Source organism: Hymenobacter antarcticus, assembly GCF_039539545.1.
GTDB lineage: Bacteria > Bacteroidota > Bacteroidia > Cytophagales > Hymenobacteraceae > Hymenobacter > Hymenobacter antarcticus.
In genome coordinates, this window is the sequence record NZ_BAABDI010000016.1 from 80,080 (window position 1) to 98,420 (window position 18,341).

Here is an 18,341-nt window from a genome sequence, read left to right on the forward strand (position 1 = left end):
GATTTAGCGCCCGACCAGCCCCAGGATATTCGAAACGGCGGGCTCTGACAAGCCCAGGAACGAGCCTGGGAACAGCCCCAGCCAGAACACCAGTACCATGAGCGGGGCCAGAATCAGCAGCTCGCCGCCGGTGAGGTCGGTGATGGTTTCGGAGAAAGAGGAATCGGGGCCGAGCATGACGCGCTGGAACATGCGCAGCAGGTACACGGCCGAGAAAATGATGGTGAGGCCGGCAATGGCACCAACCCAGGCATTGTACTGATACACGCCGGCCAGCAGTAGGAATTCGCCCACGAAGCCGCCCGTGAGGGGCAGGGCTACGGTGCTGAGCAGCATCACCAGAAAGCACACCGAAAGGATGGGCGTGCGGCGGGTGAGGCCGCCCAAATCGGGGATGAAACGGGTGCCGGTGCGGCGCTCAATAGCGTCGGCGATGAAGAACATGCCGACCACGTTCACGCCATGGGCCAGCATCTGAATGACGGCGCCCTGCAGGCCGATTTGGGTGAGTGAGAACACGCCGGCCGCCATCAGCCCGACGTGGGAGAGGGACGAGTAGGCGATGAGGCGCTTGACATCGCGCTGCCGAATGGCGATGATGGCCCCGTAGAGGATGCCGATGACGGAGAGGATGATAACCGGCTTCTGCCACTGGCTCACGCCGAGCGGCACCACCGGCAGCAGCCAGCGTAGGGTGCCATAGATGCCCATTTTCAGCATGATGCCCGAGAGCAGCATGGTGGCGGGGGCGGGGGCTTCGGTGTAGGTATCGGGCTGCCAGGTGTGGAAGGGGAAGATGGGCATCTTCACGGCGAAGGCGGCGAAAATCAGCCAGAACAGCCACGACTGCTCCGAGGCGCTCAGCTTCAGATTATAGAAGGCCGAAAGCTCTGAGGAATGCTGGGCCAGCGAGCCAGCGGCAGGGCCGGTTTGCAGATACAAATACACGAAGCCGGCCAACATCAGCAGCGAGCCCACTACGGTGTAGAGGAAAAACTTGAGCGTGACGGCCACGCGGCGCTCGCCGCCCCAGGCCCCGGCCAGGAAGTAAATCGGAATCAGGGCCACTTCCCAGAAGAAGTAGAACAGGAAGGCATCGAGCGACACGAACACGCCCAGCAGGCCCGTTTGCATGAACAGCACGAGGGCGTAGAAGGTCGAGGGGTTGTCGTAGTTATGCTTGAACGCGCTGAGCAGAATCAGCGGTACCAGAAAGGTGGTGAGCAGCACCAGCAGCAGGCTGAGGCCGTCGAGCCCGATGTGGAAGTTGATGCCCGCCGAGGGAATCCAGTGGTAATTGAGGTTGAAGCTGGCCGAGCCGGTGGTTTTGAAGGCGAAGGCGGCGTACACCGCAAGGCCAAATTCGAGGAGTGAGGCACCCAGCGCGAGGGCACGGGCGGTGGCTCCCTTGGTTAACAGCAGCAGCAGGGCGGCGGCCAAAGGGAGGAAAAGCAGTACAGCAGTCAGCATCGGCAAATAGCAGGAGGGCAGCAGCGGCACCGGGAAACCGGCCCGCAAATTGACCGCAAACTTACGCACGGACCAGCAAGGCACCACCGTTTTGGTGCAACTTCTACTCCCGGGCCACCTTGCGGCTCATCAGCACGCGCCCGGCGGCATCCAGCCATTGCGCGGTGTAGAGGCCCGGAGGCAGGGTTGCGGTGGCGACTGAAGTTTCGGGCCCGGCCGTGAATTGCCGCACGACTTCGCGGCCCAGCGCATCGAGCAGGCGCACGCTGGCGGCGGTGCGGGCGGGCTGGCGCAGGGTCAGGGTTTCGGTGGCGGGGTTGGGGAAGGCCAGGAAACCGGCGGCTTCGGCAGCGGCGGCCGTGGCGGTGGGGCGGCAGAACATGGCCATGATTTTTGTCCACAACTCGGTGTCAAACGAGGAAGCGGCCAGGCGGCTGGCCCCGGCCGAATTGCCCTGGCGCACCACCACCAGGCCCAGGCTGGGCACCACGTAAATCTTCTGGTCGTTTTTGCCGAGCGCGGCGATGAGGTCGGCCGGGGCGGCGGGGATGAGCGGGCCGGGCAGCGTGGCCTGGGAGCCGGGCAGCTTATAGCTGGCCTGGCCGTTGAGCCACCAGAGGTAGCCGTAGCTGCGGTTCAGGGCCTGGCTGGGGGTGGTCATGCGGCGGAAATAGGCCGTGTCGGTCATGATTTGGGTGCCGTTCCAGGCGCCGCGCGCCAGGATGAACAGGCCGAAGCGGGCCATGCTGCGGGCTTTGCTGTAGTACACATCATTGGCCCACAGGCCCGCCATGCCGATGCGGAGGCCGAGGCGCTGGTTGGTGTATTGGGTGATGCTGGCCGCGCCGCTGGCCTGCACCAGCATATCCTGCAGGGTACGGTAGGCCCCGGTGTGGTAGGCCCAGCGCGTGGCAGGCGTAGTAAGGTAGCGCAGGCAGCCGGGCGTGGTGATTTCGTTGTTGCAGGGTGCGGGCGGGCTGTCGTCAAGCCCGGTGGTCATGGTAAGCTGATGGCTGATAAGAATCTGGCGCTGCTGCGGGCGGGGGGCGCTGGTCCAGCGGCCGAGGTATTTGGAGGTGCTGTCGGTCAGGCTCAGCATACCATCCTGCCGGGCCAGGCCCACGAGCGTGGCCGTGAGCGACTTGCCCGCCGAGGCCCAGTACCAGGCCGAGTCGGCGGCGTAGGTGCCATAGTACTGCTCCACTACCATGCGCCCATCCTTCAAAATGAGCAGCGATTTGCTGCCCTTACGGCCGGCAAAGGCAATAAGAGAGTCCAGCTGCGGCTGGCACCAGCCCAGGCTGGCGGGCGCGGTGGTAGCCCAGGTAGTGCCCGTGATGGGTGGGAAGTAGAGGGCGGGCGTCTGGGCTTTGGCGGGGCCAATGGGCAGGAGCAGCACTACTATCAGTCCGGCCAGGCGTAAAAGGTGTTTCATCAGCACAATGGTTTTGAGCATTGAATAGGCAACTTGACCGGAATCATTAGGCCTGGTTTAATGCGTAGTGGGCTATTGGTCTACATTTGCCGCTTTCACATTTGCCATGAATGTACCCGTTGTTTCGCGCCTCGCGCCCACGCCCAGCGGCTACCTGCATATTGGCAATGCCGTGAACTTCGTGCTTACCTGGCTGCTCACGCGCCGCGCCGGTGGCGTGCTGCACCTGCGCATCGACGACCTGGACCGCGCCCGCCTGCGCCCGGCCTACCTGGATAATATCTTCCGCGTTATTGATTGGCTGGGGCTCGATTATGACCACGGCCCCAGCGGGCCCGACGATTTCCTGCGCCACCACTCGCAGCTGCTGCACCTGCCCGAATACAATGCCGTACTGCGCCGGCTGGCCCAACGGCCGGGCCTGGTGCGGGCCAGCACCCGCTCGCGCACCAACGGCGCGGAGGCTTACGTCTCGCTCGAAACGCCGGGCGTGGCGTGGCGGGCGCACGTCCCGGCTGATACTGCAATCAGCTTCTTTGATGGCTGTCAGGGCGAAACTAACGTCCCGCTCGGTGCGCTGATGCCCGACTTTGTTATTCGCAAAAAAGATGGCGTGGCGGCTTACCAGGTGGCCTCGGTGGTCGATGACTTGCGCCTCGGAACCACGCTGGTAGTGCGCGGGCTGGACTTGCAGCCCAGCACCGCCGCCCAGCTCTGGCTGGCCGGGCAGCTCTCCGAAACGGCCGCGTTCAATGTCGCGCGGGTTCAGTTTTTCCATCACCCGCTGCTGATGGACGCGGCCGGCCAGAAGCTGTCCAAGTCGCAGCAGCGGCCGCTGGATGCGGGTGTAATGGCGCAAGCGCAAGGCAAGCAGACCGTGTTTCGAGCGGTGGCGAAGCTGCTACAGCTGCCCGACGCCGCTGCTGAAACCATTGAAACGCTGCGATTACAATTCCTTGCCGGGGACCCTCACTCCAAAGTTATTACCGCACCTCCTTTTTGAACTGCTCGGCCCAATAATCGGCCAGCCGTGTGGGCTCGGGCAGCTTGTAGCCGCGCAGGCAGGCCAGCGTGAGGCGCGTGGCCGTGGCCTGGTCGCAGCGGTGGCCGGGGCTCACGAACAGCGGCAGCACCTTGTCTTTGCTGCGAATAACCTCCCCAATCAGCTCACCGGTTTTGGCGTCGGTGAGGGGCGAAATATTCCCGCGCTCGATGCCGGGCTCCGCGAAAGTGCCAGTCAGCTTCTGCTTGGCTACGCCGAACGTGGGCATGTCGAGCAGCACGCCGAGGTGCGCGGCAATGCCCATGCGGCGCGGATGCGCAATGCCGTGGCCGTCGACCATGATGACATCAGGCTTATGCGTCAGCTTGGCGAAGGCGTGAATCACGTTCGGCGCTTCGCGGAAGGAGAGGAAGCCCGGCACGTAGGGCATGTCCACCGGGCCGTAGTTGTATACCTTCTTCACCAGCTCCAGCGATGGGAATTTTAGCACCACGAATACCGATAAAATCGTGTCGGGGGTGGGAAACGACGAGTCGCAGCCGGCGATGAGGCGCGGCTCCTGCGCCAGGGGTTCGGCGCGTACCCGCAGGCGCATGTCGTGCTGCTGCTGGGTGAGGCTGCGGACGAGGGCGGGGTCGGGGGGCGGGCCGGGCGGGCGGTAGTAGGCCATTTTTTAAATTAAAAATTATGAATTAAAAGTTAAAAAAATTGGGGGGTTCTGGAACCGAGCAGTGTGCCTGTTTTGGCATGTACCATTGGGCTCAATCTGAACAGCTTCCGAGCCAGGGATTTCAGGGACAGAATGCCAGCAAGTACCCTTATCTGAGCTTGTGGCGTATACGAGATAGGGTATTTCAGCCACCCAATTTTTAATTCATAATTTTTAATTCCCTAATCTGTGGCAACCGACACCCACCCCGAGCAACCCGTAGCTACCGGCTCCGGCCCGCTGCTGGAGCGCCGCTATTTTATTGATGTGGCCCGTGCCCGCCTTTCGCCGGCCCAGCTAATAAGCGCCATAAAAGCCGACCTGCCCAGCTTTTCGCCCGGGCTCCTGGCCGATTTTGAGCGCAAAGCCGGGCAGGAAGGCTCTATCGAAGTGGGCGACGAATTTCACGTCACCATCCTCGGGCCCTGGAATGGCAGCGTGCGCGTGACCGAAGTGGGCACCACCTTTTTCGAATTTGTCACCCTCGAAGGCCACCCCGAGGCCGGCCGCATCCGCTTCGAGGCGCATTATTTGAATGAAAACCCCGGCGTGCTGCGCTTCGAAATCCGGTCCTGGGCGCGCTCGCGTGATGGGCTCGTGGCCTTCGCCTACGACACCATAGGCGGCGGCAAGCTGATGCAGGAGGCCACCTGGACGGAGTTTTGCCACCGGGCGGCGCAGGCCAGCGGGGGCCAGGCCCTGGCCAATGTCGTCGTAGAAACCACCCGGCACGATGAGTCCGGCCACACCCAGCAATCCCGTTGTGAATAACCCCCCGGTCTTACCTGCCCCGGCTTCCTCAAACGCGAAGCCGCCGCTCTGGGAGCAGTACCGCGCCCGCCTCGATGCCTATAATGACGTCGAAGTCAACTACGATTTCAGCCGTCAGAAAGAGTACACCAGCGCCACCGGCTGGCGTCTCGACGACTACGAAACCGACCTGCCCGCCGAAGCCCCCGGCCCACCCGAAGCCGCCGGCTCCTTCGCCGCGGCGCAGGATGTGCTACGCCGCTACGCTTTCCCGCCGCCCGACCTCATTACCGGCATTTTCAAGCCCGATGGACCGCTCGAAAACCGCGTTATGCTGCTGCGGGCGCAGTTTCTGTTCTTCAAGTTCTACTTCGGCGTGCGGGTGAGCGAGGTGACCGATGAGGCCGCCCGCGCCACGCCCGCCGGCCCTGCCGGGTCGGACCCCGAGCGGGTGTGGGGCTACGGCTACCGCACCCTCGAAGGCCACTTCGAGCGCGGTCAGATTGATTTCACTATTCACAAAAACCTGACGACCGGCGCGGTGCAGTTCCGCATCCACGCCGTATCGCAGCCCGGGCAGATTCGTAATCCGTTCTACTGGGTGGGCTTCAAGCTGTTTGGGCGAGCGCTGCAACGAAAGTTTGCCCGCGAGTCGTTGCGGCGCATGCGGGAAATGGTTTCGGCGGCGCTGGTCGGCACGGCCACGGCGCAACCTTTGCTGACTGCGTCAAGTTAGCTACCCGAACGTCATGCTGAGCTTGTCGAAGCATCTCCACCGCAGCAGTAACTATTTACTTGCGCGATAGAGATGCTTCGACAAGCTCAGCATGACGTTCTGATTTTGCACTCAACCCTTAAATTTCAACCCTTAAAACTCCTCACAATGCTTCCAACTAAAGCTTACGCGGCCCCGGCCGTGAGCGTGCCCCTGGCCCCGTTCAATTTCGAGCGCCGCGAAGTCGGTCCGCACGACGTTCTTATTGATATTCAGTTCTGTGGCGTGTGCCACTCCGACCTGCACCAGATACGCGACGAGTGGGGCGGCTCCGTCTTCCCGATGGTGCCCGGCCACGAAATCGTGGGCCGCATCACCCAGGTGGGCGACCATGTGAAGAACTTCAAAGTGGGCGACCTGGCCGGCGTGGGCTGCATGGTCGACTCCTGCCGCACCTGTCCCAGCTGCCTCGATGGCCTGGAGCAATACTGCGAAACTACCGGCATGGTGGGCACCTACGGCGGTACCGAAAAAGAAACCGGCCGGCCTACCTATGGTGGCTACTCCAGCCAGATTGTGGTGGACGAAAAGTACACCCTGAAGGTGTCGGAGAAGCTGGATTTGGCCCGCGTGGCCCCGCTGCTCTGCGCCGGCATCACTACGTATTCCCCGTTGAAACAGTGGCAAGTAGGCCCCGGCCACCGCGTAGCCGTGATGGGCCTCGGCGGCCTCGGTCACATGGCCGTGAAAATCGCCGCCGCGATGGGGGCCGAAGTAACCGTGCTCAGCACCTCGCCCAATAAAGAGGCGGATGCCAAGGAGCTGGGTGCCCACAAGTTCATCGTAACCAAGGAGAAGGAGCAGCTGAAGTCGGTGACCAACTACTTCGACTTCATTATTAACACCGTGTCGGCCCCGCTCGACCTGGCCGCCTACCTGAACCTGCTGCGCCGCGACGGCACCATGATTCTGCTGGGCGTGCCGCCCGAAGCGCCGCAGGTGCACGCGTTTGCCCTCATCGCCAAGCGTCGCCGCATTGCTGGCTCGCTCATCGGCGGCATTGCCGAAACCCAGGAAATGCTGGACTTCTGCGCTGAGCACAACATCATGTCCGACATCGAGCTCATCGACATCAAGGACATCAATGAAGCCTACGAGCGCATGCTGAAGGGCGACGTGAAGTACCGCTTCGTGATTGATTTGGCGACGCTGGAGAACTAGTAGCTAACTGGTTAGCCAGCTAAACAGCAGAACGTCATGCTGAGCTTGCCGAAGCATCTCTACCGCAGCACTAACCCTGATTAGTTGCACGGTAGAGATGCTTCGGCAAGCTCAGCATGACGTTCTCTTTTTGCCCAATTGAAGCCAGTGCCAACCGCTATACCACCCGGCGCATCACGGGCGCGGCCGCCTCGTCGGCATACACCACGTGCTCGTCGCGGAAGGGCTCTTCGCCCCGGAATTTCTGGAGGATGCGGGCCGTGGTGATGATGTCCTTCTGGCAGTATTTGGCAATGCGCGCCAGGTCGTTTTCTTCCCAGTACACCCGCGCCACATCGGCCCCGGTAATGTCGTCTTTGGGCGTGGGAACGCCAAAAATGGCGGCCAGCAGGTTGAGGGAAGTATAGGACTTGCGGTCGCCGAATTTCCACAGTTCCATGGTGTCATGGTGCGGGATTTCCCAGGGTTTTTTGCCGGCCATGTCGAGCTGCGGGGGGAGTTGCAGCCCGTTGATGAGCAGGCGGCGGCCGAGGTAGGGAAAGTCGAACTCCTTGCCGTTGTGGGCGCAGAGGGTAAACCTGGACTTGTGCGCGAGCAGGCCGGCGAAGTCGCGCAGCAGCTGCTTCTCGTCGTGGTCGGCGAAGCTCTTCACGCGGAAGCGGGTGATTTCCTCCTGCTTGTCGAGCACGAAGCAGCCCACCGAGATGCACACGATTTTGCCAAACTCGGCATAGATGCCGGCCTGCTCAAACAGACTGGCGGCGGTGAGGTGGTCGGGCAGGGGCTCGGCGGGCTGGGCCCGGCCCGTGTAGCCCTGCTGCCGGCGCAGGCTTTCGCTCTTGTGCTCCCAGAGGTGGCGCAGCATCTCATCGAGGTTATCGTGGCAGTCCACGCAGGGCACGGTTTCAATGTCGATAACGAAGAGTTGGTCGAGCGGCGTGCGGTGAAGGTGTTGCATGGCAGGAGTAAGCGAAAGTGGTTAGGTAGTCGAAGATACAGATATAGACCAGAGTTAAGTGGGTTTTACCAGGAAAAACAAAGTCCCTCTGTAACGAATCGACGGAACGGCGGTAGTTATAAAAAGCCCGCTCCACTGCTTTGAGGGACCAAATCATAAACCGGGACGCCCCACATCACGCATTGGAGCGCACCGCTTGGGCAGCCACGGCACCTTTGGGATAATTATTTCACGGTTTGAAAGTTCAGTGCCATGCCTCCCTGTTTCCTCCATATTAAGCTTCGGAAAATTTCACTGCCCAAGGCAACCAACCCGGCCCGCCCGGCATCATTCGGTCTCCATTCTACTCCTCCTTTCTTGATGCAACGCTACCTTTTCCTGGGATTATTGCTGGCCTGCTGCGCCGGAATCCAACCCGCGGCCCGGGCCCAGGCCCCGGCTGCTGCAGCCCCCGCCATTGCCGCCACCGGCTCGCTCACCGGCACCGTGCTCGACTCGCTCAAGCGCGAGCCCGTGCCCTACGCCACGGTGGTGCTGCTGCCGCCCGCGCCCGATGACAAGCCCATTACCGGCGTGGCGGCCGACGAGGCCGGCAAATTCAGCCTCACGAAACTCGCGCCCGGCCCTTTCCGGCTGCGGGTGAGCTACGTGGGCTACGGCACCCAGACCCGGGCCGTAACCATCACGGCCGGCGCTACGGATGCGGGTGCTTTCCGGCTGCCCGTGGCCGGTACGGCGCTGGCCGAGGCCATAATTATCGGCACGAAGCCGGTGGTGGAAATCCGCCCTGACCGCATGGTGTACAACGCCGACCAGGACGCGAACAACGCCGGCGGCACCGCCGCCGACGTGCTGCGCAAAGCCCCGCTGCTGGCCGTGGACGGCGACGGCAACGTGAAAATGCGCGGCTCCAGCAATTTCAAGGTACTGGTGAATAACAAGCCTTCGCCCACGCTGGCCAGTAACCTGGCCGAAGCCCTGAAAGGCATTCCGGCCGAGCAGATTAAGTCGGTCGAAATCATTACTACGCCGCCGGCCAAATACGACGGCGAGGGCACGGCCGGCATCATCAACATCGTGCTGAAAAAGGGCGTGGAGCAGGGCCTGAACGGCCGCGTGAGCGCCGCCGGCGGCAACCGCAACTCGAACGGCAACGCCTCCCTCAACTTCAAAACCAAGAAGCTGGGCTTCACCTCGTCGGGCGGTACGGGCGGCTGGTACGGGCCCAGCGAGTCGGGGCGGGTGCGCTTCAACAAGCAGGATGGCACTACCCTGCGCCAGAACGGCGCGGGTGACTACGGTGGCCGCTGGTACTATGGCAGCCTGGGCCTCGACTACGACCTGAGCGACAAGCAGAGCCTGTCGCTGGCCGCCTCGCTCAACACCTACAACGGCGACAACTACAACAGCCTGCTCAACTACGCCACCGCCGCCGACGGCCGCCTCAGCCAGCTCTTCACCCGCAACACCACCAGCCTGTTCAGCGGCTTCAACGGCGAGCTGACGGGCACCTACACCAAAACCTTCGCTCAGGCCCGCCGCGAGTGGAGCGTGCTGGGCCAGTACGCCAACAACAGCGGCACCTTCGGCTATAATTTCGACGAGTACCGCAATTCCTACGTGGCCCTGGAGCCCGGCCGGGCCAGCTACCGCGAGCGCGGCCGCGGCCGCAGCCCCGGCTCCGAAACCACCGTGCAAACCGATTTCGTGCAGCCCTTCGGCGAAAATCAGACCCTCGAAACCGGCCTGAAAAGCATCTGGCGGCGCACCGGCTCGGTGGCCGACGTCGACGGCCTGACCCTGGGCCAGAACGCTGACTTCGGGCGCCTGCCCGAGCGCGCCACCAATTTCAGCTACGACCAGAACGTGCAGGCCGCCTACGCCACCTACACCGCCAAGGCCGGCAAAAAGCTGACCCTGAGCGCCGGCACCCGCCTCGAACGCACGGCCCTCGCGGCCAGCTTCCGCACCACCAACTCGGAAATTCCGCTGCGCGATTACTACTCGTGGCTGCCCAACGGCAACGCGCAGTACGCTTTCAGCGACAACAATAGTCTGCGCCTGGCCTACAGCAAGCGTATCACCCGGCCCTACATCGACTACCTCAACCCCTTCGTCGACCGCTCCGACCCGCAGAACATCACCTTCGGCAACCCCGGCCTCGACCCCGAACTCACGGACTCCTACGAGCTGAGCTTTAATACCAACGGCAAGGCCGGCTCGCTCAACATCGCGGCCTCGGTGCGGCGCACCGACAACGCCATCGAAACCGTGCGGGGCCTGGCAAGTGACTTCAATATTCTGGATGCCGCCCCCGGCACTACCGCCCAGACGTTTGCCAACGTGGCGGCCAATTCGTTCTACCAACTCAATTTCTACGGCTCGGCCAAGCCGGCCAAGGGCTGGGACATCAGCGGTGGGCCCGACGTGCAGTACATCGTGCGCCGCAGCCCGGCGCTGGGCATCGAGCGGCGCGGCTTCACGGCCGGCCTCAACTTTAACACGTCCTACAAGCTGCCGAAAAACTACACGCTGCAAGGCTTCCTCTACAGCTCACTCCCCTCGCCCGACCTGCAGGGCCGGGGCGCGGCCAACTTCTATTACCAGATGGGGGCCAAGAAAACCTTCCTCAAGGACAAGGCCGACGTGGTGCTGAACATCGCCACGCCCTTCAATAACACCTGGCGCTACCGTAACACCCTTAACACGCTCAATTTCAGCGAAACCAGCGACAACATCTCCTTTCAGCGCTGCTTCCGGCTCAGCTTCAGCTACCGCTTCGGGCAGGAGCAGCAGGGCAAGCGCCGCAAGTCGGTGAGCAACGACGACGTGAAAGGCGGCGGCAGCAAGCAGGGCGGGCAGTAGGCCAGTTTGCGTTTGTTCGTCGTTATTTGGGCCATGATTCTTTCTGCAAAATCCATGCGGCAGCTTTTGCTTTGGCCGGCCCTGCTGCTGGCCGGGGCCAGCCACGCCCAGACTACCGGTGTGTTTACCGGCACGGTGGTCGACGCCCGTACCCAGGCGGTGGTGCCGTTTGCCTCGCTGGCCGTGCCGGGCCAGCCGGGCGGCACGGTGGCCAATACCGAAGGCTTGTTTCGGCTGGCGCTGCCGGCCGGGGCCGATAGTGTGCGGGTGCAGGCGCTGGGCTATCTACCGCTCATGGTAGGGGCAAAGAATGCCGGTTCGGCGCTGACTGTGCGCCTGCAGCCGCAGCCCTACACCTTGCAGGAAGTGACCGTGACGGCGCTGGCCCCCACCACGCTGCTCAAGCGGGCCGTACGCCAAACCACCGCCCGCATGGCCAGCCCCGTGGGCCTGGAGGTGTACTACCGCGAATTCACGAGCTACAACGGCCAGATTGCCAAGTTTGCCGATGCCCTGGTTGACTACTACCTGAAAGGCAATCCGCGCCGCCCGCGCAACCCCGAGGTGCAGGTGCGGGTGCGCGAGTCGCGCGCCGGCGAAGCCACCATGAGCAAGGACGATGCGCGCCGCGCCATTCCCAGTCCGCTGAGCGTGGAGCAGGCCGGCAACTACTATGATGTGACCGAAGGCAATCCCTACCTGGACAGCACCACCTTCAAGTTCTACAGCTACGTAGTGCTCGAAACCCCGGCCGGGGCCGCCGAAGCGCCCTACTACGAGGTGCGCTGCACGCCCACCACCCAGGACCCAACGCACCTGCGCCAGGCCACCATCCGCATCGACCGCCAGACCCTGGCCATTCAGCGCATCGAGAGCGAAATCCCGACCCGGCTGCAACCCTACCTGAAAAGCATCAACCTGCTCGTGATTAAAGCCCAGGCCACGCAGGCCCGCAAGCGCATCGAGTACCGCGAGGTGAATGGCCGCCTCCATCCCAGCTTCGTGCGCCTGCAGGCCGCCCTGAACATAACGCAAGGCAGCAACCCCACCACGCGCTATGAGTTTACGAGCGAAATGCTGGTACGCGACCTGGCCGCCAACCCCGCACCCTTCCCAAAAAGTGAGCAGCACAGCGGCTCGCTCTTCAAGCGCGGCACGCACTACACGCGGCCCTACTGGCGCGAAGGCAACGTACTAGCCGCCACCGCCGCCGAGGAAGCGGCCATTCAGGCCCTGGAAAAGGGGGCGGGGCAGTAGTAGCGTACAAATACCGCTTACTTTCAATTGACATGGGGCAACCCTGCTCACTTTTTCTGCATCCGTAGGCCAACGCCGGTAATGTTCCGGCCGCGCCGACGATTCAACCCGCAATACTTACTCACCTTTTTTCTGTAAAAATGGCCCTCACCATTACCAACCTATCGAAAACATACGCCAACGGCGTGCAGGCCCTGAAAAACGTCAGCCTCGACATCCCCACGGGCATGTTTGGCCTGCTGGGGCCCAACGGCGCCGGCAAGTCCAGCCTGATGCGCACCATCGCCACGCTGCAGGACGCCGACACCGGCTCCATCATGCTCGATGACCTGGACGTGCTGCAGGACAAGGACGCCGTGCGTCGCGTGCTGGGTTATTTGCCGCAGGAATTTGGCGTGTACCCGCGCGTGACGGCCGAGGAGCTGCTCGACCACCTGGCCGTACTCAAGGGCATTGCCAACAAGAAAGAGCGCAAGGAAATAGTGGAGGCCCTGCTGCAGCAAACCAACCTCTGGAACGCCCGCAAAAAGAACCTGGGCGGCTACTCCGGCGGCATGAAGCAGCGCTTCGGCATTGCCCAGGCTCTGCTCGGCAACCCCAAGCTCATCATCGTGGATGAGCCCACGGCCGGCCTCGACCCGGCCGAGCGCAACCGCTTCCACAACCTGCTGAGCGAGATTGGCGAGCACATCATCATCATCCTGAGCACGCATATCGTGAGCGACGTCACCGATTTGTGCCGCAATATGGCCATCATCAGCCAGGGCCAGGTGCGCCTGACGGGCGACCCGCTGTCGGTGATGGAGCAGCTGCGCGGGCAGGTGTGGCGCAAGCTGGTGAGCAAGGACGAAGTGGCCGAGATTCAGGCCCAGCACCACGTCATCAGCTCGCGCCTGTTCGCGGGCCAGACCATTGTGCACGTGCTGAGCGACGACCGGCCCGCCGCCGGCTTCGAGGAAGTGAATCCCGATTTGGAGGACGTGTACTTCGCGCAGATTTCCGAGCGCCGGGCCCCCGTAGTGGCTTAAACCGTCATGTCGAGCATTCTGCGCATTAAGCAGAGACCGACACATCTCGCGTGCTGGAGTAATCATCTACTACCCCACGCGAGATGTCTCGGTCTCTGCTTAATGCGCAGAATGCTCGACATGACGGCCTGATTTTCATGACGGCCTGATTTTATCATTCACTCGCTTCACCGCTCTGCAAAATGTTTCTTCCCATCTTTTTTTTTGAGCTTAAATACCGCCTGCGCCGCCCGGCCACGTGGATATACTTTTTCCTGCTGGCCCTTATGGCCGGCCTGTTCACGGCGGCGGCCGGAGGAGCCTTTGGCGCGGGCGTCAACGTGAGCCTGGGCGGCGACGGCGGCCGGGTGCACATCAACTCGCCGCAATCCATTGCCGGCTTGCTGGCCATTCTCAGTGCCTTTGGCCTGCTCATCACCTCGGCCATCATGGGCAACCCGGTGTACCGCGACTTCGAGCACCGCACCCACGCCCTGTTCTACACCACGCCCATCAGCAAGTGGGGCTACCTGGGCGGGCGGTTCTGGGGCTCGTTTGTGATTTGCCTGCTGGTGTTCAGCGGTTTGGTGCTGGGGGCCTGGCTGGGAGCACTGGCGCCGGGCGTGGAGGCCGACAAAGTGGGCGTCTTCCACACCAGCCACTACTTCTGGCCTTTTCTGGTGATGGTGGTACCCAACGTGCTGTTCACGGGCGCCATTTTCTTCACCCTGGCCACGCTCACGCGCAACGTGCTGAGCATCTACATCGGCTCGGTGCTGCTGCTGATGGTGTACCTGGTGGCGCAGGCCCTCATCGGCGACCTCGACAACAAGCTGCTGGCCTCGGGGCTCGACGCCTTTGGCATGTCGGCCATGCGCTTCACTACCCGCTACTGGACGCCCGCCGAGAAAAACACCCTCCTGCTGCCGCTGAGCGAATACATCGTGCTGAACCGGGCCGCGTGGCTGGCGCTCGGGCTCGGGCTGCTGGCCTTCTGCTACGCCCGGTTCCGGTTCTCGGCCTTTGCCTCGGACAAAGCCCCATCCAAAGCCAAAAAGGCCGAGGCCGCGCTGGACGTACCCACGGCTGCGGCCGGCATGGGCGGGCGGCTGGTGCTGCCCCGCGTGGCGCAGCTGTTCACCGGCGGCATGCACCTGAGCCAATGGTGGAGCCTCACCAAGCTGGAGTTTCGCAGCATCGTGCGCAGCATGTACTTCGCGGCTATTGTGGGCGCGGGCATCATCTTCGTGCTGGTGGTGGGCTGGCAGGCCGGCAAAACCTACGACACCGAAACCTACCCCGTCACCAACCTGATGGTGGGCGTCCTCAGCGGCAGCTTTGCCCTGTTCATGCTCATCATCATCACCTACTACTCCGGCGAGCTGGTGTGGCGGGAGCGCGACGCCGGCGTGGCCCAGATTACCGACTCGCTGCCCGTACCCAACTGGGTGCCGTTTCTCAGCAAAGTGGCGGCGCTGGGCCTGGTGCAGGTGGTGCTGCTGACCGTGGTGATGGCCTGCGGCATGCTACTCCAAACCCTGAAGGGCTACTTCAACTACGAGCCGGGGCTGTACCTCTCGAATTTGTTTGTGCTGCAGCTGCCCGACTACCTGCTGCTGTGCGTGCTGGCCATGCTGGTGCAGGTGCTGGTGAACAACAAGTACCTCGGCCATTTCGTGATGGTGGTGTACTACGTGAGCAATATTTTCAAGGGCCAGCTGGGCCTCAACCACAAGCTGCTCGACTACGCCGGCAACCCCGACGTGCCGTACTCGGACCTCAACAAGTACGGCCACTTCCTGGAGGGCTTCACCTGGTTTAAGCTGTACTGGGCTGCCGGCGCGGTGCTGCTGGCCCTGGTGGCCAACCTGCTGTGGGTGCGCGGCACCGAAGCCCGCCCCGCCCTGCGCCTGTCCGAAGGCCGCCGCCGCTGGGGCCGCCCCGCCTGGACCGCCCTGATTTTAGGCGTGCTGATAATGGGCGGCGCGGGCGGCTTCATCTTCTACAACACCAACGTGCAGAACCAGTACGTGACGCCCAAACAGCAGGAAAAGCAGGAGCTGGCCTACGAGCAAAAATACCGCCGCTACAAAAACCTGCTTCAGCCCCGCATCGTGGCCGTGAACCTGCGCACCGACATCTACCCCGCCACCCGCGCCGTGCACCTGGACGGCACCTACTGGCTGAAAAACAAGCACACCCGCGCCCTGGACACGGTCATCCTCATCCTGGCCAAAGCCCCACGGGTGCGCAAGCTGGAGCTGGGCAGGCCCGCCGCCACGCTCCTGCTCAACGACAGCACCGCCCGCCTGAGGATGTACCGCCTGGCCCGCCCCCTGGCTCCCGGCGACTCCCTTCAGCTAACCATGGCGCTGGACTACCGCGAGCTGGGCTTCCCCAACTCCGGCTCCAACACCGACATCGTGCAGAACGGCACGTTCATGAACTCGCAGTACCTGCCCATCATCGGCTACGAGGAACGCGGCGAGCTGAGCGACGACGACGTGCGCAAGCGCAACGGCCTCAAGCCCAAAGACCGGCAGCCCCCGGCCACCGACCTGCAGGCCCGGCAGAACCCCGGCCTCAGCCACGACGCCGACTGGATTCGCTTCGAGGCGGTGGTGAGCACCAGCGCCGACCAGCTGGCCGTGGCCCCCGGCCGCCTGCTGAAGGAGTGGAGTGCCAACGGCCGCCGCTACTTCCACTACAAGATGGAGCAGCCGATGCTCAACTTCTACACCTTCCTTTCAGGACGCTACGAGGTGTACCGGGACGCGTGGGCCGACACGGCGGGCCGCCGCTCGGTGCCCATCGAAATTTATTACCAGAAAGGCCACGAGTACAACCTCAAGCGCATGGTGGCGGCCGTAAAGGAGTCGCTCGGGTACTACACGGCCAATTTCAGCCCCTACCAGTACACGCAGGTGCGCATCGTTGAATTCCCCAAGTATGCGAGCTTCGCCCAAAGCTTCGCCGGCACCATTCCCTTCTCCGAAAGCATCGGCTTCATTGCCAAAGTAGACCCCGACGACCCCGAGGACGTGGACTACCCGTTCTACGTGACGGCCCACGAAATTGCCCACCAGTGGTGGGGCCATCAAGTGGTGGCGGCCGACGTGCAGGGCAACACGATGCTCGTAGAAACCATGGCCCAGTACTCGGCCCTGATGGTGATGAAGCAGCACTACGGCGCCAACAGCATGGGCAAGTTCCTCAAGTACGAGATGAACAGCTACCTGCAGGGCCGGGCCTTCGAGCGCAAAAAGGAAGTGCCGCTGGTGAAGGTCGAAAACCAGGGCTACATCCACTACCGCAAGGGCTCCGGCGTGATGTACGCCCTGCAGGACTACATTGGCGAAGCCAACGTGAACACCGCCCTGCGCCGCTTCATCGAGCAGCACGCCTACGAAACGGCCCCCTACAGCACGGCCCCCATGCTGGTGGCCGAGTTCCGCAAAGTCACGCCCGACTCGCTCCAGGGCCTGGTCACGGACCTGTTCGAACGCATTTCGCTCTACGAAAACCGCCTCACCGACGCCACCGCTACCAAGCTGCCCGACGGCCGCTACCGGGTGAACCTCACCATCGAAAGCAAGAAACTGGTGGCCGACAGCCTCGGCACCGAGTCGAACCGCGCCTTCAACGACTACCTGCCGGTGGCCGTGTTCCCGGCCCAGGGCAAGGCAATGAAGGCCGTGCAGCCCTTGTCGCTCAAAAAGTACCGCCTGCGCCCCGGCACCAATAAGCTCGAAATAATTGTGGCCCAGGCCCCCGCCAAAGCCGCCGTGGACCCCTACAACCAGTTCGTGGACCGCGTGCTGGATGACAACGCCCGGGATGTGAAGCTATAAAGCTGCAACCTAGGGCGCACAAAAAATCCCCGGCCAGAATGGTCGGGGATTTTTTCGTTGGTGAAAGACTGGGCCAGCGCTACCGGTAGCTTAGGATTTGTGTACTTGTTTCAGGCTGCTCTTCACTTCTTTACGGGCGGTTTTGAGGTAAAATTTGAGCTGCTGCTTGCGCGATACCACCACTACCTGCGCATTGGCCAGGTTAACCGTTGATTCGTCGGCCCTGCCGTCCTTCATTTGCTTGAAATGAAATGTTAGAGGCTAAAAAACCCTGGTCCGGGGGACCAGGGTTTTTTCAGTAGGAGTCAGTGGTTTTGCAGAAAAAAAGAGGAGGTATTTTGCAGAAAAAGAGTGTGTAAAAATTTGTAAGGCAATAAGTAAGGTTATTTTTTTGCCTCAATTATTTTAGTCTGAAGCAGGTAAATTGAGCCCAGAGACTGAACCGGGGCGAGGTTCACTATTTCTTCCTGCAGGCCGCCGTAGCCGCAGGTCAACTGCACCGTTTTGGTGTCGGTAGGAATGCGTAGCTCAAATTCGCCCTCGGCGTTGGTCACCACAATATTGCGGGTGCCATGCAGCCAGACGGTGGCCCCGGCCAGCACACCTCCAGTGCCCTGCACCACGCCATGCACCATTTTGTAGGCAACGGCTTTGGGGTCGCCCTCCGGGTCGGTACCTGTGGTTTCCCCGGTCGGCGTGGCAACATGCGTGTAAGCGAGCTGGGCACGGCCAGGCAATACGGCAAACATGAGTCCGAAGGCAATGATGGCGGAGGCGGGGCGGAGGGTCATGACAAGTTGCACTCAGGATATTTTTAATAGAACGATACAAACATAGTGTGCTGGAGAGCTATTTGCAAATTTATTTCATAATAAATCATCTTTTAATCGTATAAAAGGGTTGAAATAGTATGAATCAATTCAGACGTAAAAAAGGAAAAGGTCCAATGCATTCCGCATTGGACCTTTTGGAATCTGCAAAAATTTATACAAAAAAATCTAAAATAAATTTGATGAATGCTATTTTCGGAAATTGCTAACGACTTGCCGGGAAGTGGCTGCCGGCTGCCGCGTACCGGGTAAGAATAAAAGTCGGGAAAC

General features: G+C 62.0%; 14 protein-coding genes. 8 read left to right on the plus strand and 6 right to left on the minus strand.

Translation table 11 applies throughout. The annotated features are described in order from the left end of the window. Nucleotides 1–3 precede the first annotated feature (3 nt). Together ABD819_RS12565 and ABD819_RS12570 are read right to left on the minus strand one after the other, a co-directional pair. Nucleotides 4–1,470, minus strand: a complete 1,467-nt coding sequence (locus ABD819_RS12565) for a complex I subunit 4 family protein (RefSeq protein WP_345124841.1) — start codon at nt 1,468–1,470, stop codon at nt 4–6. A gap of 103 nt (nt 1,471–1,573) precedes the next feature. Beyond that, nucleotides 1,574–2,905 carry a serine hydrolase domain-containing protein gene (locus tag ABD819_RS12570; RefSeq protein WP_345124843.1) on the minus strand — a complete coding sequence of 444 codons (1,332 nt, stop codon included), beginning with the start codon at nt 2,903–2,905 and terminating at the stop codon, nt 1,574–1,576. Nucleotides 2,906–3,011: 106 nt separating this feature from the next. On the opposite strand from ABD819_RS12570, the gene ABD819_RS12575 reads away from it, so the two are divergent. Further along, nucleotides 3,012–3,908, plus strand: a complete 897-nt coding sequence (locus ABD819_RS12575) for a glutamate--tRNA ligase family protein (protein ID WP_345124845.1) — start codon at nt 3,012–3,014, stop codon at nt 3,906–3,908. Here the strand turns inward: ABD819_RS12575 and nfi are convergent. After that, the gene (gene nfi, locus ABD819_RS12580; RefSeq protein WP_345124848.1) at nt 3,889–4,578 is read right to left on the minus strand and encodes a deoxyribonuclease V; all 690 of its coding nucleotides are present in this window, start codon (nt 4,576–4,578) and stop codon (nt 3,889–3,891) included. The two genes, ABD819_RS12575 and nfi, sit on opposite strands and share 20 nt — an antisense overlap. Before the next feature lie 228 nt (nt 4,579–4,806). Between nfi and ABD819_RS12585 the strand changes: the two genes are divergently transcribed. From ABD819_RS12585 to ABD819_RS12595, 3 genes are all read left to right on the plus strand, one after another. After that, the gene (locus ABD819_RS12585; protein ID WP_345124850.1) at nt 4,807–5,388 is read left to right on the plus strand and encodes a DUF1990 family protein; all 582 of its coding nucleotides are present in this window, start codon (nt 4,807–4,809) and stop codon (nt 5,386–5,388) included. Continuing rightward, nucleotides 5,381–6,103, plus strand: coding sequence for a DUF1990 domain-containing protein (locus tag ABD819_RS12590; RefSeq protein WP_345124852.1), 723 nt, complete (start codon nt 5,381–5,383; stop codon nt 6,101–6,103). Before ABD819_RS12585 ends, ABD819_RS12590 begins: the two co-directional genes overlap by 8 nt. A 147-nt stretch (nt 6,104–6,250) precedes the next feature. Beyond that, a complete protein-coding gene (locus ABD819_RS12595; protein WP_345124854.1) occupies nt 6,251–7,303 on the plus strand; it encodes an NAD(P)-dependent alcohol dehydrogenase in 1,053 nt (350 codons plus the stop codon). Nucleotides 7,304–7,460: 157 nt separating this feature from the next. Here ABD819_RS12595 and ABD819_RS12600 read toward each other — a convergent pair whose 3' ends face one another. After that, complete coding sequence (locus ABD819_RS12600) at nt 7,461–8,261, minus strand: 3'-5' exonuclease (protein ID WP_345124856.1); 801 nt, start codon at nt 8,259–8,261, stop codon at nt 7,461–7,463. Between the two features lie 360 nt (nt 8,262–8,621). Between ABD819_RS12600 and ABD819_RS12605 the strand changes: the two genes are divergently transcribed. From ABD819_RS12605 to ABD819_RS12620, 4 genes are all read left to right on the plus strand, one after another. Continuing rightward, on the plus strand, nt 8,622–11,126 hold the full coding sequence (locus ABD819_RS12605; RefSeq protein WP_345124858.1) for a TonB-dependent receptor: 2,505 nt from the start codon (nt 8,622–8,624) through the stop codon (nt 11,124–11,126). A gap of 54 nt (nt 11,127–11,180) precedes the next feature. Then, nucleotides 11,181–12,383, plus strand: a complete 1,203-nt coding sequence (locus ABD819_RS12610; RefSeq protein WP_345124860.1) for a carboxypeptidase-like regulatory domain-containing protein — start codon at nt 11,181–11,183, stop codon at nt 12,381–12,383. Between the two features lie 140 nt (nt 12,384–12,523). After that, complete coding sequence (locus ABD819_RS12615; protein WP_345124862.1) at nt 12,524–13,411, plus strand: ABC transporter ATP-binding protein; 888 nt, start codon at nt 12,524–12,526, stop codon at nt 13,409–13,411. Nucleotides 13,412–13,593: 182 nt separating this feature from the next. Further along, the gene (locus ABD819_RS12620) at nt 13,594–17,241 is read left to right on the plus strand and encodes an ABC transporter permease/M1 family aminopeptidase (RefSeq protein ID WP_345124864.1); all 3,648 of its coding nucleotides are present in this window, start codon (nt 13,594–13,596) and stop codon (nt 17,239–17,241) included. Between the two features lie 90 nt (nt 17,242–17,331). On the opposite strand, the gene ABD819_RS12625 is transcribed toward ABD819_RS12620, so the two are convergent. Next, complete coding sequence (locus ABD819_RS12625; protein ID WP_345124866.1) at nt 17,332–17,478, minus strand: hypothetical protein; 147 nt, start codon at nt 17,476–17,478, stop codon at nt 17,332–17,334. Between the two features lie 146 nt (nt 17,479–17,624). Beyond that, complete coding sequence (locus ABD819_RS12630; RefSeq protein WP_345124868.1) at nt 17,625–18,032, minus strand: peptidase associated/transthyretin-like domain-containing protein; 408 nt, start codon at nt 18,030–18,032, stop codon at nt 17,625–17,627. Nucleotides 18,033–18,341 lie beyond the last annotated feature (309 nt).